This window comes from Halosimplex halophilum, from assembly GCF_004698125.1.
GTDB lineage: Archaea > Halobacteriota > Halobacteria > Halobacteriales > Haloarculaceae > Halosimplex > Halosimplex halophilum.
This window is the reverse complement of sequence record NZ_ML214298.1, coordinates 364,114-388,591: the sequence shown is the minus strand read 5'-3', so window position 1 is coordinate 388,591 and position 24,478 is coordinate 364,114. Positions and strand designations below refer to the sequence as shown.

Genomic DNA, 24,478 nt, shown 5'->3' with positions numbered 1-24,478 from the left:
TCGGCGCTCGTTCATTCGTAACGTGCGAGTGGTAACTTGGACACGGTTTAACGGTTTCGGGACCCCACGGTCGTCGCTCCGCCGCGACCGGCGGACCGCTACCGGGGAGCCGCAGTCAGAACCACGAGGACGCGGACGTGTCCGTCTGGTCGACATCCTCGGTCGATCCCTCGTCGGCCGTCTCGGCGTGGCTCGCCCTGACACGGGGGTTGAACACGCGGTCCAACGACTGTGAGAGGAGGATCATCCCCATCGAGAGCCCGGTGACGGCCACGATGGGCACGATCAGCCAGTGGACGGCCTCCATCCGGTAGTGGGCGCCGTACTGGTAGGCGAGGTTCATCGTGACCCCCCAGTTGGGGTCCGAGAACGGGAGGACGCCAATGAAGTACAGGCCGACCGCGCCGAAGATCACGTTCCGGCTCGCGTGGACGAGGTTGACCGAAATGTACGTCATGAGGTGTGGCAGGATGTCCTTCGTGATGATGGCGCTCGTCGGGATCCCCATCGCCCGCGACGCTTCGGCGTAGGACTCCTCGCGGATCGTGAGCACCTGCGACCGGATCGAGCGGGCGAGGCCGGCCCAGGACGCGACCGAGAGGAGCAGTCCGATCAGCCACGGGCTCTTCGGGGAGAAGATGGCCGCGAGCACGATCACCAGCGGGAGACCCGGAAGGTTGATGAATACGTCGGTGACCGTGCTCAGCAACGTGTCGACCAGCCCGCCCTTGTACCCCGCGACGGTGCCGAAGAGCGTGCCCACCGTCACCGTGAACAGCCCGCCGGCCGTCATCATCTTCAGGATCGGCGCCGTCGAGTAGACGGTCAGCGACAGGAGGTCCGACCCCGTGTTGTCAGTGCCGAGCGGGTGCTCCCAGCTCTCGAACGGCCCAAGCAGCGGCTCACCGTCCATGACGGTCGTCGGTTCGACGACTAGCGGGCCGAAGACCCCCATGGCGAGATAGAAGAGGATCAGCGTGCATCCGATACGAGCGCGCCAGTCGTCCCACAGCACCGAGACGGGCGCGTAGACGTAGTACCGGTAGAGTGTCTCCAGTTGGTCTCGTCGCGTGTTCTCGACGGTGTGGTCCGACGCCTCGCCGAGCGCATCGAGCGGCGAAGCCGTCCGTTGTCCGCCGTCGCTCCGGGGACTCGCAGCGCTCGTCGTTTCCGCTCGGTGCGACTCGCCCGTCGTTTCGTCAGTACGTGTCACTGTTCGTGCCCTCCACGCGGGGGTCGATCTTGCTGTAGGTGAGGTCGGCGACGAAAAGCGCCACCACGACCGCGATCGTGATCACCATGAAACAGCCCAACATGACCGGATAGTCGCGGTGGTCGACGCTCTGGACCAGGATGAACCCCATCCCGTAGTAACTGAAGACCGTCTCGAGTATCACCGCACCGCTGAACATGCTCCCGAGGGAGATCATGAAGCCGGTGTACATCGGGAGCAGCGCGTTCCGAGCGACGTACTGGACGGCGATCGTCCTGTCGGAGAGGCCCCGCAGTCGAGCCACCCGCAGGTAGTCCTCGCCCAACACGCGGATGCTGTTCCCGCGCATCGAGAGTGACGCGATCCCGCCCGAGAGAACCAGCGAGAATACCGGGAGTACCGCGTGGTTGATCACCCCGGAGATGTACGGCCAGGTGAACCCCGGTGTCATCCCGTCCGGGGCGCGTCCGCTGGTGGGGAATATCTGGTACCGGTAGGAGAGGAACAACACCAGCAGGACGGCGAAGACGTAGTAGGGGATCGACCCGGCGACCATCGCGTACGACGTGAGCCCGAGGTCGAGCCGTCCGCCCTCGTAGTACGCCATGAGCGCCCCGAGCGCGATCCCGACGAAGAAGCTCAGGAACGTCGCCCAGCTCAACAGAAAGACCGTCCAGGGGAGCGTGTCCGCGATCATCACGCTCACTTCCTTCCCCGACCACAGCGAGGTTCCGAGGTCGCCCCGCAACACGTCTGTCACGTAGTCGATGTAGGCGATGTGGATCGGGTCCTCGGGGTTGATCCCCGCGAGGTTCGCCACCTGCGCCTGAATCTGGCTCGCCTCCACCCCCTCCGTCTCCAGCTGTGCGATGAGCGCATCGACGACGTTCCCGGGCATCAGCCGGATCAAAACGAACGACAGGGTGATCACCACGTAGATGGTTATCACCACCTGTCCGAGCCGCTTGAGCAACCATCTCATGTACCGACAGTCCAGAGCAATACTATTTGAAGGTTACGCTAGACGCCCGGGTGCTGCCGATCGATCACCTCGTTAGCAGTCGAGCGGCGGCTGTGTGCGATCGACCGTCCCGAGATGCGGGCTGCTGTGGGTTCGCGCCGTGGCCGACAGCCGAGGCTCGGGACCGGAAATTCGGCTCACGGGTCCCCTATTGGGTCGTCGCGATGTGACCCTCTCGGAGGAGCCACCAGTTGGCACTCGGGCTGTCGCGGGGCGCCGGCTCGTCGGTCGTGATCTCGAACCCGTCGTTGTGCAGCGCACCCATCCAGGGCCGCGAGCAGACCCAGGTGGCCATCTGATACTGGTTCCAGACCCACCCGAGCTGGGTGAGCACCTCCTGCTGTGTCGCCGTGTCCGTCGTCGACTCCATCGTCCCGATCACCTCCGAGAGGTCGACTGTCTGCAGGGAGCCGTTCTCGGGGTCGAGTACCGCTTCGCCGACGCTCGGAACCTCCACTTCCGTCGGGTAGTGGAACCGTCGCTGGTCGTACCCCAGCATGGCTCCGGACTTCCAGTTCTCGAGCGAGTCGTCGATGCTGCTCGGGTCGATGTACGTGTCGAACTCGCCGTTCCTGCGCCGGTCGACGAAGGTCGGGTCGTCGACGATGTCGAGGGTCACGTCCCAGCCGAACGAGTTGAGGTCCGAGGCCATCGACCGCGCCGCGGGCACGCGCGACGGGAAGTCCGCGGTCAGCAGCACTAGTTCGGCCTGCTCACCGTTCTCGTTGAGAACCGTCCCTCCCTCGTAGGAGTACCCCTCGGAGGCGCGGACCATCTCCTCGGCGCGGTTGAGCTTGGGTTCGCCGTTGTCGTCCGAGTGGGCGGTGAACTGGTCGGCCGGGAACCAGTCGCTCTCGATGTCGTTGAAGTGCAGGTTCGAATCGACGTGCGTCCAGGGCTCCCAGATGCCCTGCCCCTGTGCCGCCGCGGCGTTGGCGCGGTTGATGGTGAACGAGATGGCGTGCCGGATCTCCCGCTCGAAGGTCGGCCGGTTCTGGCTCTCGGGGAGGTTCGCGCCGGAGTTCATGACGAGCCGCAACAGTCGGTTGTTGTCGCGACTGTAGTTCTGGTACCCGTCGTCGGCGGGCATCTGGTTCTGCAGGTCCTGGCCGAACGGGAGCCCGGTGTCGACCATGTCGACCTGTTCCTCGAGCCACGCGAGCCGCTCGTCCTCGTGGGTGTTCCACTCGATGCGGTCGTACTCGATGTCGTCCGCGAAGCGGTGGTCCTCGTACACCGAGAGTTCGAGGTAGGTCGGTTCCACGGTCTCGAACTTGTACGGACCGTAGCCGACGAACTGCTCGCCGTCGACGGTCACGTCGGTGTGTTCGCCCAGCTCGGAGAGGACCTCGCCGAACTCGTCGGTCCCGGGACCGGCGCTGTCGAGGCGGTCGCGCCACTCGTTCCAGTGCGACGGGTGGAACGGGTAGAGGTACTCGTCGAGCAGGGCCTTCGCGAACCACCGGGGGTTCCACTGCTGGGTCAGGTCGAACCGGATGGTGTAGTCGTTCTCGACCTCCCAGTCGGTGAAAAACCGGTCCATGTTCGTCTCCTGGTCGTTGTGCTCGTTGATCATGCTCTGGATGTCGTATCGCAGAGCGATCGACTCGGCCGTGTAGGGGTCCCCGTTGTGCCAGGTCTGCTCGCGCAACTCGACGTACGCCGTCTGGCCGTCGATCTCGAAGTTATGCGCGTGGACCGGATGGATCTCGCCGGTGTTCACCGAGTACTTCACTAGCGGGTCGAACAGGATGCGCCCGAACCGAGCGCTGTTCGTGATAGCGTTCGCCGGGCCGAACGCCCCGTTCATGTGGAACTGGTCCATCTGGTTCGTCCCGACTCTCACGATAGCCGTCGATTCGTCCGTCTCGGCACTCCCGCCACCGCTGCTACCGTCCTCGTTAGACCCATCGCTACTGCTATCGCCGGAGCCGCCGCCACCGCCACCGGACCCCGCGTCACCGTCGCCGCCGTCGCCGGACGTGCCCGCACCTGAACTGTCGTTGCCACAACCCGCGAGGAGCCCCGCCGCAGCCGCCCCGGTACCCTGAAGCATCCGCCGCCGGGTCAGATACTCGTTGATCTCTGCAACTCTCGGATCGTCGGACTCGGGAGCCACAGCCGGGTCTTTCCCCCGTTAGTATATAAAAATTTCTAACTAATAAATACATAACTAGCAGGAATGAACCGGTGACGATCCGACAAGCAGTTCGTCCGCACTCGCGCCGGGAGGGCGGCGAGTGCGGCGGCGCCGGTCCCAGCGACACTCCCGACGATTACCGTCTCGTCCGCCAGATTAGCGCGTAGCCGACAGTCCCGACCAACAGAAGACCGACTCCCCAGATCGGGAGAAGCGCCGCGTAGACGCCGGTTTGAAGGTGAAACCCCGACAGAACGAAACAGAGGCCGGCAATCGCGAGTTTGAGCGAGAGCGACCGCCGGACGGCCCCCACCACTGCGGTCGTCGCTTCGACGGCACGGTTCGACGAGTTCGCGTCTGGTACTGCCATCTCTCGATCGGGCGTCGAATACTAAATATAAATAAGTTTCCCCGACGATCCCTCGCAGTCCTCCGGGTTCGATCCACTTTCCGGACCTGACAGCAGAAGGCGATCGGATGGACTCTCGGCGGGCTGGCGAATCGCCCCCTAACCGACGGGCGCTGCAAGTCCGGGTGACAGGGGCGTTTCCGATCGACTCCGCCGGCTGTCGAGGGTACACGATCGCATGGGATCTCCGGGAAGCGTCCGTCGCAACGCCGCGGGTCAGTCGGACACACACGACGCCGGCACCGAATGACACCCCCTGATTACACTCCTACGACTGTTATGTAGCGCTATAGGGAGGTGGTGACGAGAAAGTCCGGGACATATAAAGGACGGAGGGGCGGTTCGTCGCACGAGGCCCGGTCGAAGTCGGTCAGGTCTGACGCCGTCGCGACCCAGTTGGGAACCGTCTGCCCACGAGAGTAGCGTGCACCGCTCGAACGCCGGTCGTAGCCGCTCGTCGATCCCTCGACGACACGGCGAAGCGCGCCGTTGACCGTCGTCGCCCCAGATCGTGACATATACCATATATAAACCGACACACTTTTCAGTATTGCTTTCGGACCCACGACTTCATGATCGGACAGCAGTCGAACGGAGAGATCAGAGAGGGCTGTACAGTCGTCCACGAGTTAGTCACGGGTTCACCGGAGCTCTCGTCACTCGTCGACGGTGTCGACGCGGCCGAAGAGGTAGTTCTCCTCGGGTGCGGGTCGTCGTTCTGGACCGGGGTCGTCGGGAAACACGTCCTCGCCGATGCCGGCGTCCCGGCGCGGGCGGAGTACGCGTCGGAGTTTCTCTTCGGGAACCACCAGGTCGACGAGGGGACGTTGGTCGTCGGCCTTTCGCAGTCCGGGGAGACGACCGAAACGGTCCGGGCACTGGAGCGGGCCGAGCGACTAGGAGCGGAAACCACGGCGCTGACGAACACGGCGGGATCGGCGCTACCCGAACTCGCGGACCGGACGTACGTGACCCCCGCGGGCCGGGAGCGGGCAGTCATGGCGACGAAGTCGGTCGACGCGGCGGTCGCGGCGCTGTATCTTCTGGCGGACGCCGTCGGCGACGACGGGCCGGCGCTGTCGGGGGTCGGCGATCGGTGTCGCAACGCCCTGGCCCCGGACCTCTCCGGAGCGCTGTCCGTGCTGACGGGGACCGACTGCCTCTACACGCTCGGGACAGGGCCGTTCCACGGCCTCGCTGGGGAGGCAGCGACGAAGTTCACCGAGGCGACCCGCCACCACTCGACACCGCTGTCCACCCTGGAGATCGGTCACGGCCCGCTCGCGAACTGCGACGGCGACGCCGCGGTGGTGTTCGCCCTCGACGGCGAAGCTGCCATCTATCGACACGTCCTGGCGCGGCTCACCGATGCCGGCGCGGAGACGGTCGCGGTCTGTCCAGCAGGTGCCGAGTACGACGCGACGGCGACGGTCGAGGTCCCACGTCCGGTCGAGACCGTGTTGCCGGCGCTGAAACTCGTCCAGCGGCTCGCCCGCGAGGGCGCCGTCGAACTGGGATACGACCCCGACGACCCGCCGGCGCTGTCGAAACACGTCGAGGTGCCCGCGATCGATGAGCGGACGCTCCCGTGAACGGGACTGTCGACGTACACGTCGGCACCATCCTCTCGCCGGCGGACCGCTATCGGGACGCCGTACTCAGCGTCGTCGACGGCGAGATCGTCGATATCGGACCGCCGGAGGGAGCCTCCCCCGACCTGTCGTTCCCGGACGGAACCGCGATCCCTGGCCTGGTCGACGCGCACACACACGGCTACGGCGGGCACAGCGTGACATCGGGCGACCCCGCCGATATCCTCGGAATGGCCGAATCCGTGACGGCACACGGCGTGACGGCCGTGGCCCCCACAACGATGTCGGCGACCCGCGGGCGCCTCCTGGAGGTCGCGGGGGCGTTCGCCGACGCGAAGGCGGCGACATCCGAGGGGGCGGCCCTGACCGGGCTCCACCTCGAGGGCCCCTACTTCGCCGACAGCAGACAGAGCGGGGCGCAGGATCCGAGCACGTTTCGCACGCCAGATACCGACGAACTCGACAAACTCGTCGAGCGATCCGACGGTGGCGTCGCCAGGATCACGATGGCGCCGGAGGTCGACGGCGCTCTCAAGTTCGTCCGGGAAGCGAGACGGCGAGGGATCGCCGTCTCCGTCGGGCACACGGACGCGGACTACGAGCGCGTCCGGGCGGCGTTCGACAGCGGCGTCGCCGCCGTGACGCATCTGTACAACGGCATGGCTCAGTTCCACCATCGCGATCCCGGTCCCGTCGGCGCCGCACTGGTCACCGACGGCGTCTCTGTCGAGCTGATCGCGGACGGGGTCCACCTCCATCCGGCCGCCCTGGAGCTCGCGATCCGCGCCAAGGGCGTCGAATCGGTCGTCCTCGTCTCAGACTCCGCTCCCTGTGGCGGCTGCCCGGACGGCGAATACGACTGCGCCGGACATCGCGTTCTCGTCAGCGACGACGCGTGCCGGACCGTCGACGGTGGGGATCTTGTCGGCAGCGCGGTCACACTAGACGAAGCGATCAGGACGCTCGTCGGTGAGCTCGGCGTCGATCTCGCCGACGCAGTGCGAATGGCGGCGACGAACCCGGCCCGGGAGCTATCGCTCGACGATCGCGGCCGGCTAACGGAAGGGTACCGCGGAGACATCACCGTTCTCGACCGGGACCTCCGTGTGGTGGCGACGGTCGTCGCCGGGACGGTCCGCTACCGTCGGTGACTCGCTCCGCCACCACGCGGCGGCGTATCGTTCCGTTCTTCCAGGCGTCGACGCAGGTTCCCGGTGGACAAATCGAGCGGGACTGGTCCCCCGACCGCACCCGAAACCCGGGCTAGCCCATCACCGTCGTCCGGCCAATATCCCGCTCGACGATACAAAACCGACGACTGCGGTTCGAAACCGGAGGGGCCACGAACAGTCGATACAGGGAGCTGACGCTCGAACGATGGCGGTCCTGCGAAGACCCGGAACTGTCCGTCTCCGACACCCCGGATTACAATATTATGGGTGTTATGTATCGCTATAGCGATCTGGGTAGGTGGGGTGTCCCCGGTTATAAAGGCGCCACTCACATGACACCGTGGTTGCGACAGGCGGATAGCCGCGGCCGACGAGCGAGAGCGCAGCTACGCTACGTTCGGAGAACCGAGAACGGGTCAGCGCGATCGGTACCGTGATGGCCGGACGCGTCGGGAGCGGCCGTCGGTCAGGCGAACGGGGTGAACCGGGAGTACTCGATCAGGTCGACGGGTGACCGCGACTCTGCCCACGGTACGCCGATCTCGGAGGGGAGCGCTCGCTCGGCGAACGCGTCGCTCAGGAGGTCGACGATCCCGTCGGCGACGTGATTGACGGCGCCGCCGTCCGTGGTCTCCGTGTGGACCGCGTCGTCCGGGAGGGAGACGACGGACCCCGACGACTCGAAGGAGCCGTCGACGGCGACGACGAACTCCCGGGTGTTGTCCGGCGTGCAGTACAGCTCGTCTCTCAGACCCTGCTCGTATCGGGCGGCCGTCCGGAAGACCTCCTTCCCGAGGTCAACCCCCTCGTCGTCGAACTCGAACCGGTTACCGTCGGCCGTCCGGACCGTCGCCGTCCCATCGTAGTGCCACTCCGCGGTCCCGTCGGTACCGGTGATCTGTATGCTGGGATCGTGTCGCTCGGCCGATGCGTGGGTGACGTACAGGCCAATCTCGACGTCGCGCTCCGTCGTCGCGTGGACACACGCGATGTCGGCAGCCCGGATCGCCGGGTTCGCGCGGTATCGCTCGGCGGTGATCTCGGTCAGCGAAGCGGTCTCGTGGACCCCGTCGCCCGCGAGGAACAGCATGTTCTGCAGGAAGTGCGCGAAGGCGTTGTTGACGGGGCCGTCCAGCACCACGTCGCCCTCATGCAGGAGTTGCCCGGCCCAGGGGTTTCGCTCGTAGTACGCGTCGGCCCGCGGCCAGCAGCCCTTGCAGGCGATGGATTCCAGTTCCCCCAGGCTCCCGTCGAGGATCGTCCGCTTCAGTCGTCGGATCGACGGGGCGTGGAGGTGCTGGAACCCGATCGAACAGAAGTTACCGGTCCGGTCGGCGGTCCGGCGGATCGCGTCGAGTTCGTCGATGGTGGGAGCCGGCGGTTTCTCCAGCAGGATGTCGTATCCGTGAGTCATTCCGGCGATGCTGAGATCCGCGTGCGCGGGTATCGAGACGGGGAGCCCGATCACGTCCACGTGGTCGTGTCCGGTGCGGAGCAACTCCTCGTAGGAGTCGTAGATCCGGAACCCCTCGGACCTGAGCTCCCGGGCGCGCTCGGCTTCGCCTTTCCCGTCGGCCACGACGACACCCGTCAGCCGAAGGCCTTCGTCTCGGAGCGAGCGAACGCGCGAGATGTACTCCGCGGCGAAGTTCTGTGCGCCGACGACCGCAAAACCGGTTCGGTCCATTGGTTGGGTCCCAGTGGGACGATCCGCGGGTACCGGTATCAAGATTCCGGCTGCGCGACCCGAACGAGTTCCGGCCGGGGGCACCGCTCGCACCTCACGACGAATTCAGAAAGTCGGTCCCGCCGCGGAGGTTCCCGTTCGTGGCAACGATGTCACCGTCCAGGAGCGTCTGTTCGGTCGCGTTCCCGTCGAAGTCGGTGACGGTCCCGCCGGCCTCTTCGACGATGAGCGTCCCCGCTGCGACATCCCAAGCGCTCAGATTTCGGTGGAGGAACCCCTCGAAGGTCCCGTCGGCCGTGTAACACAGCTGGAGCGCGGCCGACCCGTACCGGCGCACGCCCAGCGTTTCGTCGAGGAGGTATTCGAACGCGGACCGGAGCGTTCGGTCACCGGTGTCCTTCCGCGAGAAGCCGATGCCGAACAGCGACCGGTCGAGTGCCGTCTCCGTCGAAACGGAGATCGGGTCGCCGTCACGGTACGCGCCTTCCCCCCGCACTGCCGCGTACGTCGTGTCGGACTGGAGGTGGTGGACGATGCCGACCTTCCGGGTGCCGTCGACGACAAGCGCGAGCGAGATCGACGAGTGGGGCAGCCCGTAGACGAAATCCGTCGTCCCGTCGATGGGATCGATATACCAGACCGCGTCGGAGTTCCCGACGACCCCCTCCTCTTCGCCCACGAACGCGTGCGTCGAGAACTGCTCCGAGACGTGTTCCTTGATGCGTTGCTCGACCTCGAAGTCGACCTTGGTCACGAGCTGCTGTGGGGATTTCAGGTCGGCGCTGTCCCACTCTAGGTCCCGATGGAGGACAGCCGCCTGCTCCACTGCTTCCAGTCCAACACGTAGCGGATCGCTACTCTGCCGAAGCGACTCCATGAGGGGTAGATACCGTGAGGTGTTTAAATAACCTGTGACTTGGTACTTTTGTGTTGTCCTTCGAGTTGGGGAACCGATAGCGAGGATCCCACCGGAGCCGTCGGTTCACCCAGATTCGACGGCACAGAGTGGCTGGGGTCTCGCGTCGAGCGGCCCGCTCTCGCAGATCCTGTCCGGATCGCGAGCGACTGTCGACCCTGCCCGTCGAGCGGTCAGGGCTGGTCGGAAGCGAAAGTGACCCCGGATATATTCTCTCAGTACCCGAAGGAAGTGTATCGACGTATCGTGTCTACAATTTATAAATATTATAAAATAACTTCACCAAAACCGGAAACCCTGACATGCGGACAACGCATGACAGACAGCACTGAAACGACGGTTACCAGGCGAACAGCTCTGAAAGCGGGAGCCGGCGCCCTCGGCGGCGGCGCCATCGGGATCGCGGGATCGAACGGGACCGTCCGGGCGGCCTCGGAGTCGTGTCAGTTTCTGTGGGTGAACTCGTGGCTGACCGACGGGATCGAAGGCGTCCTCGGGCTCCCCTCCGACGTGGCCGCGAAACCGGCGTACCAACAGCGGGCGGAAGAACTCGGGACGCGCCTCGGCGAGGACGGGTACGACATCGTCGGCCTGGCCGAGGTGTTCAACGACGAGCAGGACACCGTCGCGGACAACTACATCGCCGCCGCGGGCTCCGGGGAGTCCGTTCCGGGACCGGAAGCGGACGGCGGTGAGAAGGGCGCCGGCCTCCTGGACCTCGTCTCCGGGGCGAGCGTGACCGACCAGGCGACCCTCGAGTACGCGGCGGAGCCGTCGGACAACCTGACGTACGTCGACGCCCACGTCGGTAAGGGCGTGAACTACGCCGAGGTGGACCTCGGACCGGGGAAGATCGACCTGTTCTCGACACACCTCGTCACCGGGTCGCTGCTCCCCTGGGCCGACAGCGGTGACGAGGACATCCCGGCCCTGCGGGAGGACCAGGTCGACGAGCTTGGCGACTTCATCTCCGAGCAGGCCAGCGACGAGAACGTGACTGTCGTGGCCGGGGACTTCAACATCGAGCCGACCGAGGACGCGTTCGACGCGGTCGCGGACCTCAAGTCGACGGTCGGCCTCTACGACGCCTGGGAAACCCACGGGACCGGACACGGCGGCACCCAGGACAGCGCCATCTTCAACGGCTGTGACTTCCAGCCCAGCGAGGCGCCGCCGGCGTACTGCCCGAACGACGACGCCGGCGATCGGATCGACTACGTCTTCATCGAGGAGGCGACGTCCGCACACGCGATGTCGCTGACCATCGACGACATCCGACGGCGCGTCTTCTGGCGGGAGCTGGCCCCGCCGGAGCAGTTCTACGTCGACGACGACGAGACCGAACCGAACTACCTGACGGACCACGTCGGTCTCGACCTCTCGCTGAGCGTCGCCGCCGACTGAGTCCCGGTCCCCTCCGTTCCCCCTTCTTTCGAGACCCCGGAGCCCGGTGTACTGAGTGGCCGGACGGGGCCACCCCGCGGTGTCGGGCGGAAGAGCGCTTTACAGCGGGTCTACTGATAGCTCTATACCGCACATAGCAATTTAATTACGCGAGAGTCGACCGATCCCGCGTATGGTCGAGCCGAAAAACGGGGTTCTGTGGACGGGCGTTCGGGCCGCGCGTCTGGCTGGCGACTTGCTGTCCGAGGAGTTCTTCGACCGGGGGAACCCGTCGACCGTCGAGACGGACGACCGGGATATCGACCGCTGGATCGAAGAGCGAGTCATCGCGGTCATCAACCGGGAGTTTCCCGACCACAACATCGTGTCCGAGGAGAGCAACCCGGAGTTCGCGGTCCAGCCGCGGTGGATCATCGACCCGCTCGACGGGTCGATCAACCTCAGGAACGGGATCCCCCACTTCGCCATCTCGATCGCGTTTCAGGGCGCCCGGGAGCCGGATGTCGGGATCGTCTATCACGTCCCCAGCGACACGATGTACACGGCGGTCGAGGGCGAAGGCGCCTACGCGAACGGCCGGCCGCTTTCCACGTCTGACACCGCCGACGTGTCCGAAGCGGTGGTCGTGACCGGGTTCGACCCGGCCACTATGCGTGCAAGTGACTTCCAGCAGTTCCAGTCCCTACTGGCCGAGACGGGCGGCGTGCGTCGGTTCGGGTCGGCGGCCAGCGAGCTCTCGATGGTCGCGGCCGGGCAGTTCGACGCCTTTTTCGAACGGATGCTCTCGATGTGGGACACGGCCGCCGGGACGATGATCGTCGAGGAAGCCGGCGGGAAGGTGACGAGGGTCGATCTCGTCAACGACAACAACGAAATGATACTCGCGTCGAACGAGGAGCTCCACCGGGACCTCATCGTCCTCATCTCCTCGAAGGCGAAATCGAAGCAGTGAGGCGCCATCCCGATGGAACGAGCTACGCAGCCAGGTGGGAGACCTCCGTGGGATTCGCTGAGAGGACTCGTGTCCACCGCTCTCGACCGGACTCGGCGACCGACTCCGAAACGGGTGCGGCTGAGATAGATTTATTTGGGAACCGGATTTCTGGGAACACATGGGATCCGAGCCAGACTCCCCTGGAACCAGCGCCAGCAGTGCGCGGATAACGTGCAAAACGATCACCGATGAAGCCGGCCGCAAGGCCGCTCACGACAAGCAGAACCCACAGGGCGTCTACAGAGCCGAACGGGACACGACCTACGTCGTGTTCCGCGGCGACGACGCCGACCCGTTCGCGACCGAGTACGACCACGCGGCCGGCGATTTCGGGCCGCTGACGCGGATCGGCCGGAACCCGATCCCCGACGACGACACGCACGGCGCTCCCGCCCTGACCGTCGACGACGACGGCTACCTCCACGTCTTCTACGGCGTCCACAACGACCCCATCTCGTACGCGAGAAGCGCCTGCCCCTACGAGACGACCGAGTGGGAGGTGCGCGGCGACCCGGTCGACCGCGAGGCCGACGAGGTGCTCGCCTCGCCTGGGTGGGACACGGACCGGGCCCTCCTCTCCGTCCCCGGTGGCACGTACACGTTTCCCCTTACCTATCAGAACAATATATATCTTCTATTCCGAACAGGAACCGAGCCAAACGCCCACGGAGTGGACCCGGAACAGGACGGGGACCGAACAACCTACCCCTCCCACGAGTTCGCGACGATACTCAGGAGCACCGACCGCGGAGAGACCTGGGAGGACCTCGGCCCGGTCATCGACACGCGCGGGGCGCGCGATCGCCCGGAAACAGACGCGTACGTCGAAGACTTCGACGAGCGAGACGGGAAGCTCCACATCACCTGGACGGTCGCGACCGGCGATGCCGGATCGCAACCCCCTCGCGGACACGACGGGCCACGAAAAGGCGGGTTCCACGTCTACTACGACGTATCCGGCGACGAACTGTACGATCTAGCGGGGAACAGGTACACGACACCGATCACGTGGGAAGACCACAACCGCGGTGCCGTTCGCATCGCGAACGACGAACACGTCACTGAAAGCGGGTGGGTGTACAAGCACCTACTCGCGGATAGCGAAGTATACGTAGTCTTTCAGTCACAGAGTAACATCGGAAATTCGATAGACGATCCACAGCACGTGATCGCCACCTACGACGACGGCTGGCAGTTCGAACCGATCCCGGGCGGGAAGACTGCGAGCAGTCACGGCCACATTCGGATCAGCGACGCCGGGGACCTGGAGGCACACCTCGTCGAACGGAACACCGAGCGGGGCGACGGGGCGAACTACACGCGTTTCGTCCGTCGCGACGGCTCCTGGGAGCATACGCGCGTCATCGAGAACGAGGCCATCGAGGGCATCAACACGGTCCGCGACGGGACCGACGAGTTCGCCGCCATCGCGAACGAGTGCTCGGGCGAGAACGACGAGTTCTCCGAGCGACTGTGGGGCGTGGGAAGCTTCGAGACCTGAGACGGGGTCGCCCGTCTCGCGGACAGCGGGCTCGGAGAGACCTCGGGGGAACGCATCACGGCGGTTCGCAGGGGTCGTCGTGGCGGACGGGGCCCCGCTCGACGAGCGGTGGTCCGCGGGCGATCAGTTCACGGTCGCGTCGATGGGCGACCGGAACGTGCTAGAACCGTCGTTCCGATAGAGAGCGCCGATGAACAGGAGAGTCGGCGCCTCGACAGCGGGTGCGGAGTAGTCGATGCCGTCGACCTGCGCGACCGGTCCCGCCGGAATGGTCGACACCGGTGCACGATGCTTTCAGCCCGACGGGCGCCCGCCACTGGGACGGCGCCGACGAGTTCGCCGAGACACACGAGCGCATGGATCAGGTCTAGAACGTGTTGCGCGACCCCGACCGGACCGAATTCCGGGTCGTGACGACCCCCGAGACGATGGCCGTCCACGAGAGCGAGCGTCTGGGCGCGAAACTGCGGGAGTTCGACGTGCCGGTAGCGACGCTGGTCGTCAACAGGGTGATCGACGACTGCGACTACGACCGGGCACAAGAAAACGAGCCGTCCAGACGGAAATGCTCGCGGCGCTGGGCGGGTCGCTCCTTGACCTCGATCTGTGGACAGTCCCCGACGAACCGGACGAGGTGACCGGTCTCGCCGCGCTCGAACGAGTCGGCGAACATCCGCCGGTCGAAGGGTGACATGAGCGAAGACGGCCGCGGAACGGTCGCCGCCGGTCAGTCGCCGGCGTCGGCGTAGGGGTCCCGTTCCCAGAACTCGCTGTCCTTCTGCAGTTTGGGGACCCAGGTGTCTTCGGTCTTCGACAGCAGTGTGACGTGGGAGACGGGCACCTCGTTCATGTAGTCGTGCTCGGGCATGTGCTCTTTCACGTCCTCGGTGAACGCGCGCACGTCCTCGTGGTCGGGCATGGAATCCCGATCGAGGCGGCCCCGCGAGTGGCCGACGTGCATGTACGCCTTCAGCTCGATGAAGTCGGGGTCGGCCCGCTGGTACATCGACGCGTACCACTCGGGGTGGTGCATGTTGTTGCCGTCGACGAGCGTGGTGCGGAGGACAGTTCGGGTCTCGTCTTTCTCGGCGAGCACGTCCAGCGTGTCGATCAGCCGCTCCCAGGCGTCGTCCTCCACCGCTTTGACGGTCTCGTCGAACGTCCAGCGGTCTGGCGCGTCGACGCTGACGTACAGCTGCGTCGGATCACACTCCGCGAGCACCTCGGGTTTCGTCCCGTTGGAGACGAGGAACGTGGTGATGTCGCGCTCGCGGAACTCCTCGATGAGTTCCGGGAGATAGGGATAGAGGGAGGGCTCGCCGTCCAGCGAGATGGCGACGTGGCGAGGCTCCATCGCCTCCTCGAAGCGCTCGCGGGGGACCTCGTCGTTGCCGCCGAAGCCCGAGAGCAGCTTCTTCTGGAGTTCGAGGGAGGCGTCGGCGACCGCGGACGGGTCGTCCCACTCGACATCTCCGAGCTCGTACGCATGACCAGCGTGATCCCGCCAGCAGAACACGCAGCGCTCGTTGCACTTGACGACCGGCGTCATCTGAATACAGCGGTGAGACTCTATCCCATAGAACGCATATTTATAACAGCGGCCTTCCCCGCGCAAGGCATTTGCCGTCCAGCCACAAGTCTGGGCGGCTGTGTGATTCTCGCTGTGGTACTCCGGGTCCGACACCTGCTTTGGACCGTCCGATTCGCTCATTAGAGGAAGGGATGGTAGCCGCTCGTATACATCCTTTCCTCCGACCGATGACTCCCCGTACAGCTACCGAGTGATCTGATCGCCCACATCGGGCTGCGTGACCGGGAGCCTACGGTCCGTATGCCACCCCACAGACGGGGCAATGAGTCCAATGGGACTCGAGTGTTTCATCGCAGTTATCGCACTGGTCGGGTGTAAGCGGTTTCGCGATACGGCCGTCTTGCTCCCCGAGCTTTCGGAGCGCATTCTCCCGGACCGTCTCGTCTGTCGCGTGATTGTAGACCCGGTTGAGACCGTTCCATTCTCGCTTGTGACCAAGGAGCATCTTCAGTTCTTCATCATTCAGCCCATAGTGCTGTTTCATCGTTGTCGTCCAGAAGTGCCGGAAGCTGTGGGGATTCACCGGTTTGTCGACGCCCGCGAGATCAGCGGTCGTTTCGAGCATCCGCCGGATCGTTCCCTGGCACAGCGGTTCGTCGAGATTCGTGTAGTGATGAGATGGGTCGCCGACGAAGACGTATGCATCGGGATCATCAGCGAGCGGATGAACGTCCAACCGCTCGGAGAGGTACTGCTGCGCTCCCAGAAGTGGACGCCGTTGGCCCCGTGCATCCGCACCTTTCAGTGCGCCACGGTCAGTATTGAGAGAGAACCATCCGTTGTCCGTGTCGATATCCTTGATCCGCAGGCCCTGGATCGCGCTAATGCGCTGTCCGGTGTGAAGCAGCATTTCGAGCAAGGCACGGTTTCGAGGCCCATCGACGTGTGCCCTGAGAGCCTGGATATCGTCTCTCGTGAAGACATCGCTCTCGTCGTGAGACGACTCTGCAGGGGCGTTGTATATTCGAATCGCCTCGGGGTCTGCGATGTCGAAGTACCAGACGAATGTTCTGGCCGCGGACTGTGTTACGGTGAGAGTGCGCTTTGCGAGACCATCCGATTTCACATTCGGATTCTCGCCGCTGTGCATCGCGTCTATTTCAGCATTGAACCGCTTTGGATCGAGCTCCAGGAGATTTGAAATGGCACGTTCGGCCACTTTTCGCATCTCTCGAAGATATGTCTCGACAGTTCCGATGGCAAATGTGGTTGCCTCACCGTCCGGTGAGACGTATTGCACCGCCGTCTCTTCCGGATGGAGTGCTGCAGACCACTCAAGTAGTGCCTTCGTCGTTTCTTCGGGCAGCGTGCCGTCAGTACCGTAGCGCTCGATCCGGTCTCGCTCGCTGCGTAGCTTCTTCACGGGCCCTTGGGCCATCAGATTTCACCCCCGTTTAGGTCGTTCTGGTATCTGAACTGTTGTCCTGCTTCTTTTCGGCTATCCCGTCCGGACCACGTATCTCGAATTGTACTCATTTTGTCTTCCAGAGAACGCTGTTAAATGCGCCCTCACCTCTCAGGGGGCGATAAAAACACGTGCGGAACCACTATCCGGTCCAAGCAGCTCTGTAGCCGCTAAGTCCTCGACGAGGCCGGCCAGCACACTCGTCTCGATTGATTTGCTTGGCCTGCTTGAGGCTTGCCCAGTATGGTGACCGACAGCGACGTCGTCTAGTGAGGTTTGGTGATGGTGGATGTCTTCAGAATCCATCTATACGCGAGATATTCGAATCAAATCGCTGTACGCAAGCGGGAGTAATTGACGACAATCTCTGATGTACGTTGTAAGTACACTCAAGATGGCCTCTATTGAGCATGCCACCAGAGGATACTGATGTTTCGTGATCAGTCACTATTTGAATACATACACAGCGCGTGGACTGTCGGTATCCAGTCTGGCGATCTTCCCAGTATTCTCGGCCTTTGGATCGTCGTGCAGGTAGTCCGCTGTCCGATGGTCTACTGGTCTCCCGATATCGCTCGGTGGATTAGACGACTTCGGCGAAAAATCCGCTCAGAAACGACTTCAGGCACTTCTGATATGCACTCGAGTTTGACGGACGTTGGGCCACTCACAACGGCTACGCTCAAAGAATTGGAACAGCGAGATACGGCTAGCAGCTACGAGATGATTCGCCGGGTCGCCAGACTATTCTTTTTTGTCCTCTTCGAGGAGTTGATCTTTCGGGGTCTGCCCTTCTACGTGTCCACTCACTATTTCGGGTATACGCTCGTCTGTATGGTCCTCGCGACGCTGCTGTGGGCACAGCTGCACGTGTCTGTTGGTCGATCCCGAACACTGCTTCCCTACCTCCCCAGCGGCTTCTTTTACATGTACCTCTGGTTGAACGGATTGGGATTGCTCGCTATCGGATTTCACGCCCTGAACAACCTCGTGGCAGTGAATATCCCAACGCTCCGTCGGCTCTATCGAACGGTGAATCCGAACCTGTTCACACCCGGAGAAGAACACTTCGTGACCGTGAGATCTTCCTCCTCAACGAATCCTCGGAGATGCACCGCAGAGACGGGGGATGGGAGATGGGTAGTGGTTACCGACGTACGTCCTGAAACGGTTTGCCGTGTCCGCATCGTCAAAGGAGGCAATCCAGGATATGGATATCCGCTTGCCGTTGCCGAGACGACTGACTGGACGGAGATTGAATGGTAGTCTTAGTCAACAAACTACTGGATAGTTCTTGACGAGTTCGGCCAGCGCACCTGCCTCAATCGATTCACTTGGCTTGGTCGAGGTTTGCCCGGTGCCGTGGTCGACGGCGAGATCGTCCAGTGAGGCTTGGTGATGGTCTGTGTCTTCAGAATCCATCTAGCCAGGGTTCCCCTGTCTCCATATTTGAATCTAGCCAGGGTGCGATCTTGTACAGCGGAGTATCCGGGTAGTCTACCATGGGTTCAAGAACAGCAGATAATTTTCTCACGAAACTATTTATTCGTCGGAAACGTAGCCGGAAACATGCCTGCTGAAGAATGGGACGACATCAACGAACACGTAGAGGAGGAGTGGAAGGCTGAGACGACGCCGTTCGAGCGGGTGTATGAAATCATCGAGCAAACACACGAGGGACAATCAGCAGCGGAGCTCGCCGAGCGAGCGCTCGTTAGCGAGCCAACCGCCCGGCGCCACTGTAAATCCCTCGTGAACACGGGTTTTGCCGAAACCGAGCAGGACGGCCAGACGACACTCTACAAACGCAATTCGGATCGCGTGCTCATGACTCGGATTCGCGAGCTCAGAGAGGAAGCCGATCGCGAGGAACTCCTCGAGGGGATCGAACGGATGAAAACCGAGATCCGTGGCTATGAGGATGACTACGGTGTTCTTTCACCTGAAGAACTCGCTCGAGAACTCGACCCCGACGATACTGAAGGCTGGGACGACCTGACTGCCTGGAAGACGACACGGCAGAACCTCGCGATCGCCCAGGCCGCACTCGCGTACGACGAAGCCAACCACCAGCTCGTTGCATGACTGAGGGCGATCGCGCTGGTGAGTTCGGGCCGATCTATCTTCCTGCACTTCGTCGGATCCGGTCTCTCTGGGTCGAACTCGAACCGCTAGTCGAAGATACTCGATACGACGACTCTGTCTCGCCAACGGAATTGCAGATACAACTCAGCGATGGGGTAGCTGCCGCAGACATGGCTCGCCTGGATGTCCAGTGGAGCGAACTCGATATGTACTCGTTCCATTACACGGATAGTGAAGACGTTAATTGGCGATTCGACCGGCATCCGAATACACATTCCCCAGAGCGTCACTTCCATCCACCATCGCCGGGGACAGCTGCTACTGCTGAACCATCCTGTATCGAGGTTGTGGAGGTTTCACTCGTGACTCGGGCGGTCCACGCAATGTGGCGAGCGGCTTACGAAGCTAGAGACTTCGAACGGTTGAATACGATGTCGAATCCGCCGTAGTACTTCGACTCAGTAAACACCAAGTCAGTCCTGAGGAGTAGGGGAATTCAGGTTGCTATCTAGAAATAGTAGCATCCTGAGGAACGATCAGGGGGTCAAGTCCGTTGTATTCCCGGACAACAGAGTAACTGAAGTAGGTGAAGAGATAGAGAAACTTCCATCTCCAAGACAAAGTCAGCTATTCCGAGTTAGAACCATTAGGCCATCTCTCACGGATTTCACGCAAAATTTGCTGTTCTCGGACATCGATCCGATCAACATTCCAATCATCCTTGTCGAAAATCTCTTCAAGCATCCTGAATTTCGAGCCATCAAAGTTCTGTTTCTTTACACTGAATGGATCATTCCCTTTCGCAGCATTATCCTCCCGAGTCATAAGCGCGAGATTCCCTAACCGGTGCTTGTGTTCTTCAATCTGTGCCTTCGTCTCTTCCTCAAATTCATCACTTGGTGTCTGCGGCCAGACGTGTTCAATAGATATTCGGCCGTTATCAGATTTAACGACTTTCTCTGCATCAAACTGAAGATCTTCTTTTGCTCGTTCAAGAGATGCTTCATAGGCGTATAGCAAGAGCCGTAGCTCTTTCAAGCGATTAGAGCCACTGTAATATTTGTAGACGTTAGACTTAGCGAGAGTTGATTCAAGCTGGTCATCGTCGCAGTAATTGTCAATGTAGCTCTCTAGTTTGCCAATCACCTCCTCAATGCCGAGCGGATCGATTGATTCAGGAACTGCTTCTGTAGAACTATAATATAGTCTTCTAGAGAGAGGATATGCCCTTGATCGACCAGTATCCGCACTTTTCTGCTGGATGATGTATGTTCTTACAATAAACGTCTCAATCCGCCGTAACAGTCTACAGAACTGGTCTTCAGTCACTTGATCTTTCTTAAATTGGTCGTATGCGACCATCAATAGCGGGTAAAAGTTACCCAAGCGGCCCGCGATAAATAGACTTTCAAGCCGATCTTTTACTCGACTGCTTTCAACCTTGGTTTCGAAATTAATCAGAGTATCTAGGCGACCAAACATCGTCTCAAGTTCATAGACATAGTCCATCACCTCCTCCGCGCTCGATACCGATCGGAAGTGCTCCTTGACGTGATCTAGATGATTCTGATAGTACCGGTTATCCCAGCCAGTCGTCCACTCCGGATTCCACATAATAAAGTGGTATCGCTGGATCTGGTCTTCGCTTGGCCCACTAATATTCTCGATACTATCGTAAATCTCACTGAATTCCTGTTGTATCTTCCCGATGAGGTCATCTGCTTTCGCTCCGTCTTCAAGCAGGGATACGCGATGCATAAGATAGCTCTTCGTAATCTCAAGTGCAGTGAGATCTTTACCTCGATCGTTGACCGTCTGGAAGATCCGTGCGGCCTCGCTCCGTGATTCAACCGAATACTCAAGTAAGGGTAACGATTTCACCGTCTCATATAGATCGCGGTAAAACACTGACGGCTCGTCATGAGGGATCTGATCAGGGACCCCCTCTTCAAGTCGGGACCGTAACATTTGCTTGGCTTCCAATAGACGCTCTTGGGACGGGCTATCGGTGTCAACATCTGAAACGGAAACCTCATTCTGACCAGACCGGTCGTCATCGGCCATATTCTCAAGGATTTTGCGCTCGTAAAACGTCTCGTCGTCTCCTGCGAGGGTTAGCTTTTGGGTCCCGTAGCGGGCGATGTACTCGCCTCGGATCTTTCGGGCAGTAATTTCTTCTCCGAATTCGTCAAGCCGTTCTTGCAGCTCAAACAGGAGGATTATCAGTGTGGTAATGCGCTGTTGGCCGTCAATAATCTGGAGGACTGTTTCATCGTCGCGTTCCTCTTCCATGAGGAGGAAGGTTCCAATGTAATGGTCACGGTCCATTTCTACAGCCTCAATCAAGTCGGACCAAAGGTCATCGACCTGTTCACTCTCCCATGAATAGTTCCGTTGGTACGGTGGGATCTCGAATCGTTTGTCACCCGTGACGAGCCCACTGAGAGTCTGAGAATCAGTATTTGCCATGTTATCAAACAGGAAACGGGAGACAAATAAGAATAACGTTCCAGAGAATAATCCTCAAATTATACTATTTCAAAAATTCACTATCGCCAAATTTCTGATTTAGTCTCTATCGTTTCTCCCTCTACGACGGAGTGACGAAGCCTATGAGTGCCGTGACCGCACAATTACGGATATTTCATTTCTCTCATGTACCACAGAACGGTAAAGTGTGGCCGTAGCGCGTAGCCACACTCCCAAATTGATGTGCAATGCAGAATCTGTGCCAGTATGAGCGTCTTCCTCACCCAGACGAACGGGCGCGAAATCAGTGACGCTGCGGAGCCCGAATAGAAGGACCGATCACTGGAAGACGCGGTACTGGGATTGATCGCATAACCGTGTGGAATCTACGTCCGGATTCGTGAGGGACTACAATGTCGCGAGATCCGCAGCGAGTGTTCGGAGTTCGTCGTCGTGGGACAGCTCGGAGCACCACCGTTCCGGGAGGCCAGCCACACCGAAGCGCGCACCGGCGACTGCGCCAACTACGGCACCCACGGTGTCCGTGTCGTTGCCCATGTTGACTGCCCTAATGATCGCGTCCTCGGCGCTGTCGGCCGTCAGCCCGTGATAGAGGCCGGTCTGCAGCGTGTGGACGACTAGCCGCTCGACTGGAGGGCCGACGGGTCGATACCGCCGGGGATGGCTTCGAGCGCGGTGACGAGTTCGTCGGGTGCCTCGCTCCCGAGGGCATCGAGTGCGGCTTCGAGCGGTCGAGACTCGCCGGTGAGCAACCCTGCGAGCGTCCGGTTGAAGATCGCACAGCCGGACGTGCATCGCGGGTCGGCGTGGGTGATCGCCGACGACTGGCGACTCACGTCGGCGAGTCGGTCGGGCTGGTCGGCAAACGCGATGGCGTAGGGTGCACACCGCATCACGCTACCGTTGCCAGCGTTCTGGCCTTCGGGCCGTGCTTCCCAGATGGCCTGGCCGGCCTCGTCCCAGCTGGCGCCATCGCGGATCTGACGAAGGGCGTCCATCGTCATCAGGCCGATGTCGAAGGGATCGCTCTCGTACCACTCGACGAACCGGGCGGCGACGTCTTCGGCGACGAACTCGCCGTGCTCGGCGAGACTGCGAGCGATACAGAGGGCCATCTCCGTGTCGTCGGTGATCCGGCCAGCCGGCTGGCCGTGGGTTCCGTCGGCCAGCATCTCCGTGACGCGGCCGTGGGTTCGTTCGATCTGAGCGGCCGACTGGAACTCGACCGGGCGCCCGAGGGCGTCGCCACAGGCGAGTCCGAGCAACAGACCGAGTCCGCGCTCTCTTTCAGTCACACAATCACCATCGTACAGCATCGACGTGTTTCTTGCCCTACTGCAGAATCATTTGCTCGATCGGTCTTCAGTAGCGAGTTCCCGGTGTAAGTCTTCATCCAGGATCTGGGACAGCATCTCTGTGCCACCGACCGGATCCTCGGCGGTATAACTCCCGAAGAGTCCAACCATTCCACCGAACAGTCCACCGAGATGTCGGTCTCCACCATGGGCAGCGGCAAAGGACGCCCCATGCTCGATCCCGGCCATCATTGCCTCGTGGTCGGCTTCAACGACCCACTCCGCATATTCTTCCGGAGCGAGTACCTCGCCTAGATACGAAGTAGCTCCAAGGAACATACCAACGGCTTCACCGTCGATTTCCTCGAGTTCTGCACCGACGCCGGCTATCGCGCTGGCGTGCCGCTGCAATTCCGTCGGATCGATCCTGTCGAGAATATCGCTATCACCGGTATTTGCAAACACACCAACCCCACCGCCGACAAATAGACTTCCGAGCAAGAGAAGCGTTGTCGATGGATTTGCGGAGGCGGCAAACGGCCGAGCGATTCTCGCGGTCGAGAGAGCGTAGTTAGCAACAGCCCCACGATCAGCACGTCCGATTCGATCCTTCATTTGTTCAGCACCAGTAGCTGCTGTCGTCTTCGCTTCGCCGACTTTCTGTTCCATCGGGCTTCGGACCTCTTCACGGAGGTCTTCGACCGATTCTGCTTCGGCTACGACATCGTCGATGGTCTCCTCAGTGTTCTGGCCCTCGTACTCCTCTATCAATTCGTTCAGTTTCCGAAGTAGACGGTCGGCATTTTCTTCGGCCGCGATCAGTTCGTTGGCTTCATCGATAGCAGCAGGCGGGAGTTCGTCTATCACCGCTCGGACAGTCTCCCGATCAGGTTCGTTCCGTTCTACGCCACCAAGAGTGAATCCACCGGCATCAGGATCAAGTGGAGCCGCCCGCGGTCGAGCGTCCGCAGTTTTACGGAGATATCCGAGAAGTACAACGAGATCTCCCTCTTCGTACTCGTTGGATATCGGAATCTCGTAGTACAGCGACTCGGTCTGAAGGACGATACGATTGTTAGTGAGCTTATCTGGGATCTTGGACGAGAGTTCGCTCTCTGTATCGTAATTTGTCGCTTCGATCTCGGAAAGTTCGATCTCTAACTTTTCTTCACCATCAGCCGTTCCAACCAGTGTAAGCCACCGCTCATCCGTTACTATATGAAAGATATCGCTCAGTCTCGACCGTTCTGGAACGAGGGGTTTGTCCTCTCCATAGACGTTCGGAGTTTCCTTTTCGGCAATAAAGATGAAGTGGGGTTGTTCATCCTCTCGAATGTAATAGTCGACCGTCCTGCCGTCTCCTCGGCCGATTTTTGACGATAGTCCTGAACTGGGACGACTGTCGAGTCGCTCGACCGTTACAGAATCGTGAGTTGCATCCTCGACCATCCGGCGAAGGACCGCCTGTCGCGAGTCTTCCATTTTCCCCACAACTGGACCAACATTACTAATATATTTTCGTAGACGAAAAACGGCGTCAGCTGATCAGGTGGGAACAAGGAA

Annotated in this window: 20 protein-coding genes and 2 pseudogenes; 9 read left to right on the top strand and 13 right to left on the bottom strand. The window is 61.4% G+C overall.

The window, feature by feature from the left end; translation table 11 throughout:
* Positions 1-115 precede the first annotated feature (115 nt).
* The 4 genes from E3328_RS12925 to E3328_RS12910 all read right to left on the bottom strand — a co-directional run bounded on the left by E3328_RS12925 (position 116) and on the right by E3328_RS12910 (position 4,744).
* Positions 116-1,213, bottom strand: a complete 1,098-nt coding sequence (locus E3328_RS12925) for an ABC transporter permease (RefSeq protein ID WP_209452199.1) — start codon at positions 1,211-1,213, stop codon at positions 116-118.
* Positions 1,200-2,195: an ABC transporter permease gene (locus tag E3328_RS12920; protein WP_135365050.1), complete on the bottom strand. Its 996-nt coding sequence runs from the start codon at positions 2,193-2,195 to the stop codon at positions 1,200-1,202. The genes E3328_RS12925 and E3328_RS12920 overlap by 14 nt, the downstream gene beginning before the upstream one ends.
* 187 nt (positions 2,196-2,382) lie before the next feature.
* Positions 2,383-4,353, bottom strand: a complete 1,971-nt coding sequence (locus E3328_RS12915) for an ABC transporter substrate-binding protein (RefSeq protein ID WP_135365049.1) — start codon at positions 4,351-4,353, stop codon at positions 2,383-2,385.
* 157 nt (positions 4,354-4,510) lie between these two features.
* The gene (locus tag E3328_RS12910) at positions 4,511-4,744 is read right to left on the bottom strand and encodes a hypothetical protein (protein ID WP_135365048.1); all 234 of its coding nucleotides are present in this window, start codon (positions 4,742-4,744) and stop codon (positions 4,511-4,513) included.
* Positions 4,745-5,355: 611 nt separating this feature from the next.
* Between E3328_RS12910 and E3328_RS12905 the strand changes: the two genes are divergently transcribed.
* Positions 5,356-6,375: an SIS domain-containing protein gene (locus E3328_RS12905; protein WP_135365047.1), complete on the top strand. Its 1,020-nt coding sequence runs from the start codon at positions 5,356-5,358 to the stop codon at positions 6,373-6,375.
* The gene (gene nagA, locus E3328_RS12900) at positions 6,372-7,526 is read left to right on the top strand and encodes an N-acetylglucosamine-6-phosphate deacetylase (RefSeq protein WP_135365046.1); all 1,155 of its coding nucleotides are present in this window, start codon (positions 6,372-6,374) and stop codon (positions 7,524-7,526) included. Before E3328_RS12905 ends, nagA begins: the two co-directional genes overlap by 4 nt.
* A gap of 487 nt (positions 7,527-8,013) precedes the next feature.
* Here the strand turns inward: nagA and E3328_RS12895 are convergent, their stop codons facing one another.
* The gene (locus tag E3328_RS12895) at positions 8,014-9,234 is read right to left on the bottom strand and encodes a Gfo/Idh/MocA family protein (protein WP_135365045.1); all 1,221 of its coding nucleotides are present in this window, start codon (positions 9,232-9,234) and stop codon (positions 8,014-8,016) included.
* Between the two features lie 94 nt (positions 9,235-9,328).
* Positions 9,329-10,060, bottom strand: coding sequence for an inositol monophosphatase family protein (locus tag E3328_RS12890; RefSeq protein WP_167837395.1), 732 nt, complete (start codon positions 10,058-10,060; stop codon positions 9,329-9,331).
* 405 nt (positions 10,061-10,465) lie between these two features.
* On the opposite strand from E3328_RS12890, the gene E3328_RS12885 reads away from it, so the two are divergent.
* The 4 genes and pseudogenes from E3328_RS12885 to E3328_RS22570 form a co-directional block, all read left to right on the top strand.
* Positions 10,466-11,554 carry an endonuclease/exonuclease/phosphatase family protein gene (locus E3328_RS12885; RefSeq protein ID WP_135365043.1) on the top strand — a complete coding sequence of 363 codons (1,089 nt, stop codon included), beginning with the start codon at positions 10,466-10,468 and terminating at the stop codon, positions 11,552-11,554.
* A gap of 172 nt (positions 11,555-11,726) precedes the next feature.
* Positions 11,727-12,506, top strand: coding sequence for an inositol monophosphatase family protein (locus E3328_RS12880; protein ID WP_135365042.1), 780 nt, complete (start codon positions 11,727-11,729; stop codon positions 12,504-12,506).
* A 160-nt stretch (positions 12,507-12,666) separates the two neighbouring features.
* Positions 12,667-14,049, top strand: coding sequence for a BNR-4 repeat-containing protein (locus tag E3328_RS12875; protein WP_135365041.1), 1,383 nt, complete (start codon positions 12,667-12,669; stop codon positions 14,047-14,049).
* Positions 14,050-14,477: 428 nt separating this feature from the next.
* A pseudogene (locus tag E3328_RS22570) lies at positions 14,478-14,522 on the top strand (hypothetical protein); the annotation flags it as partial.
* A gap of 53 nt (positions 14,523-14,575) precedes the next feature.
* Here the strand turns inward: E3328_RS22570 and E3328_RS22565 are convergent.
* The 3 genes from E3328_RS22565 to E3328_RS12860 form a co-directional block, all read right to left on the bottom strand.
* Positions 14,576-14,743 (bottom strand): hypothetical protein, encoded by a 168-nt coding sequence (locus tag E3328_RS22565; protein WP_246023038.1) that lies wholly within the window; start codon positions 14,741-14,743, stop codon positions 14,576-14,578.
* Between the two features lie 33 nt (positions 14,744-14,776).
* A complete protein-coding gene (twy1, locus tag E3328_RS12865) occupies positions 14,777-15,760 on the bottom strand; it encodes a 4-demethylwyosine synthase TYW1 (RefSeq protein WP_135365040.1) in 984 nt (327 codons plus the stop codon).
* A 109-nt stretch (positions 15,761-15,869) separates the two neighbouring features.
* Positions 15,870-17,018, bottom strand: coding sequence for a tyrosine-type recombinase/integrase (locus tag E3328_RS12860; RefSeq protein WP_135365039.1), 1,149 nt, complete (start codon positions 17,016-17,018; stop codon positions 15,870-15,872).
* Between the two features lie 675 nt (positions 17,019-17,693).
* Between E3328_RS12860 and E3328_RS12855 the strand changes: the two genes are divergently transcribed.
* Entirely contained in the window at positions 17,694-18,311 is a 618-nt protein-coding gene (locus E3328_RS12855) for a CPBP family intramembrane glutamic endopeptidase (RefSeq protein ID WP_167837394.1), read from the top strand.
* Positions 18,312-18,317: 6 nt separating this feature from the next.
* Here E3328_RS12855 and E3328_RS22020 read toward each other — a convergent pair whose 3' ends face one another.
* Entirely contained in the window at positions 18,318-18,467 is a 150-nt protein-coding gene (locus E3328_RS22020) for a hypothetical protein (protein ID WP_167837393.1), read from the bottom strand.
* A 147-nt stretch (positions 18,468-18,614) separates the two neighbouring features.
* Between E3328_RS22020 and E3328_RS12850 the strand changes: the two genes are divergently transcribed.
* Together E3328_RS12850 and E3328_RS22845 are read left to right on the top strand one after the other, a co-directional pair.
* Complete coding sequence (locus E3328_RS12850) at positions 18,615-19,130, top strand: winged helix-turn-helix domain-containing protein (RefSeq protein WP_135365037.1); 516 nt, start codon at positions 18,615-18,617, stop codon at positions 19,128-19,130.
* Positions 19,127-19,579, top strand: coding sequence for a toxin-antitoxin system TumE family protein (locus E3328_RS22845; protein ID WP_135365036.1), 453 nt, complete (start codon positions 19,127-19,129; stop codon positions 19,577-19,579). Before E3328_RS12850 ends, E3328_RS22845 begins: the two co-directional genes overlap by 4 nt.
* Positions 19,580-19,757: 178 nt before the next feature.
* Here E3328_RS22845 and E3328_RS12840 read toward each other — a convergent pair whose 3' ends face one another.
* From E3328_RS12840 to E3328_RS12830, 3 genes and pseudogenes are all read right to left on the bottom strand, one after another.
* Complete coding sequence (locus E3328_RS12840; protein WP_135365035.1) at positions 19,758-21,599, bottom strand: DUF262 domain-containing protein; 1,842 nt, start codon at positions 21,597-21,599, stop codon at positions 19,758-19,760.
* A gap of 408 nt (positions 21,600-22,007) precedes the next feature.
* Positions 22,008-22,936, bottom strand: a pseudogene (locus E3328_RS12835) (ADP-ribosylglycohydrolase family protein).
* A 27-nt stretch (positions 22,937-22,963) separates the two neighbouring features.
* Positions 22,964-24,397: a GatB/YqeY domain-containing protein gene (locus E3328_RS12830; RefSeq protein ID WP_135365034.1), complete on the bottom strand. Its 1,434-nt coding sequence runs from the start codon at positions 24,395-24,397 to the stop codon at positions 22,964-22,966.
* Positions 24,398-24,478: the final 81 nt, after the last annotated feature.

Coding starts and splice junctions, on each gene's coding strand:
- E3328_RS12920 (WP_135365050.1), bottom strand. CDS start 2,195: ATGAGATGGTTGCTCAAGCGGCTCGGACAGGTGGTGATAACCATCTAC.
- E3328_RS12910 (WP_135365048.1), bottom strand. CDS start 4,744: ATGGCAGTACCAGACGCGAACTCGTCGAACCGTGCCGTCGAAGCGACG.
- E3328_RS12905 (WP_135365047.1), top strand. CDS start 5,356: ATGATCGGACAGCAGTCGAACGGAGAGATCAGAGAGGGCTGTACAGTC.
- E3328_RS12895 (WP_135365045.1), bottom strand. CDS start 9,234: ATGGACCGAACCGGTTTTGCGGTCGTCGGCGCACAGAACTTCGCCGCG.
- E3328_RS12885 (WP_135365043.1), top strand. CDS start 10,466: ATGACAGACAGCACTGAAACGACGGTTACCAGGCGAACAGCTCTGAAA.
- E3328_RS12880 (WP_135365042.1), top strand. CDS start 11,727: ATGGTCGAGCCGAAAAACGGGGTTCTGTGGACGGGCGTTCGGGCCGCG.
- E3328_RS12875 (WP_135365041.1), top strand. CDS start 12,667: ATGGGATCCGAGCCAGACTCCCCTGGAACCAGCGCCAGCAGTGCGCGG.
- E3328_RS22565 (WP_246023038.1), bottom strand. CDS start 14,743: ATGTCACCCTTCGACCGGCGGATGTTCGCCGACTCGTTCGAGCGCGGC.
- twy1 (WP_135365040.1), bottom strand. CDS start 15,760: ATGAGCGAATCGGACGGTCCAAAGCAGGTGTCGGACCCGGAGTACCAC.
- E3328_RS12860 (WP_135365039.1), bottom strand. CDS start 17,018: ATGGCCCAAGGGCCCGTGAAGAAGCTACGCAGCGAGCGAGACCGGATC.
- E3328_RS22020 (WP_167837393.1), bottom strand. CDS start 18,467: ATGGATTCTGAAGACACAGACCATCACCAAGCCTCACTGGACGATCTC.
- E3328_RS12850 (WP_135365037.1), top strand. CDS start 18,615: ATGCCTGCTGAAGAATGGGACGACATCAACGAACACGTAGAGGAGGAG.
- E3328_RS22845 (WP_135365036.1), top strand. CDS start 19,127: ATGACTGAGGGCGATCGCGCTGGTGAGTTCGGGCCGATCTATCTTCCT.
- E3328_RS12840 (WP_135365035.1), bottom strand. CDS start 21,599: ATGGCAAATACTGATTCTCAGACTCTCAGTGGGCTCGTCACGGGTGAC.
- E3328_RS12830 (WP_135365034.1), bottom strand. CDS start 24,397: ATGGAAGACTCGCGACAGGCGGTCCTTCGCCGGATGGTCGAGGATGCA.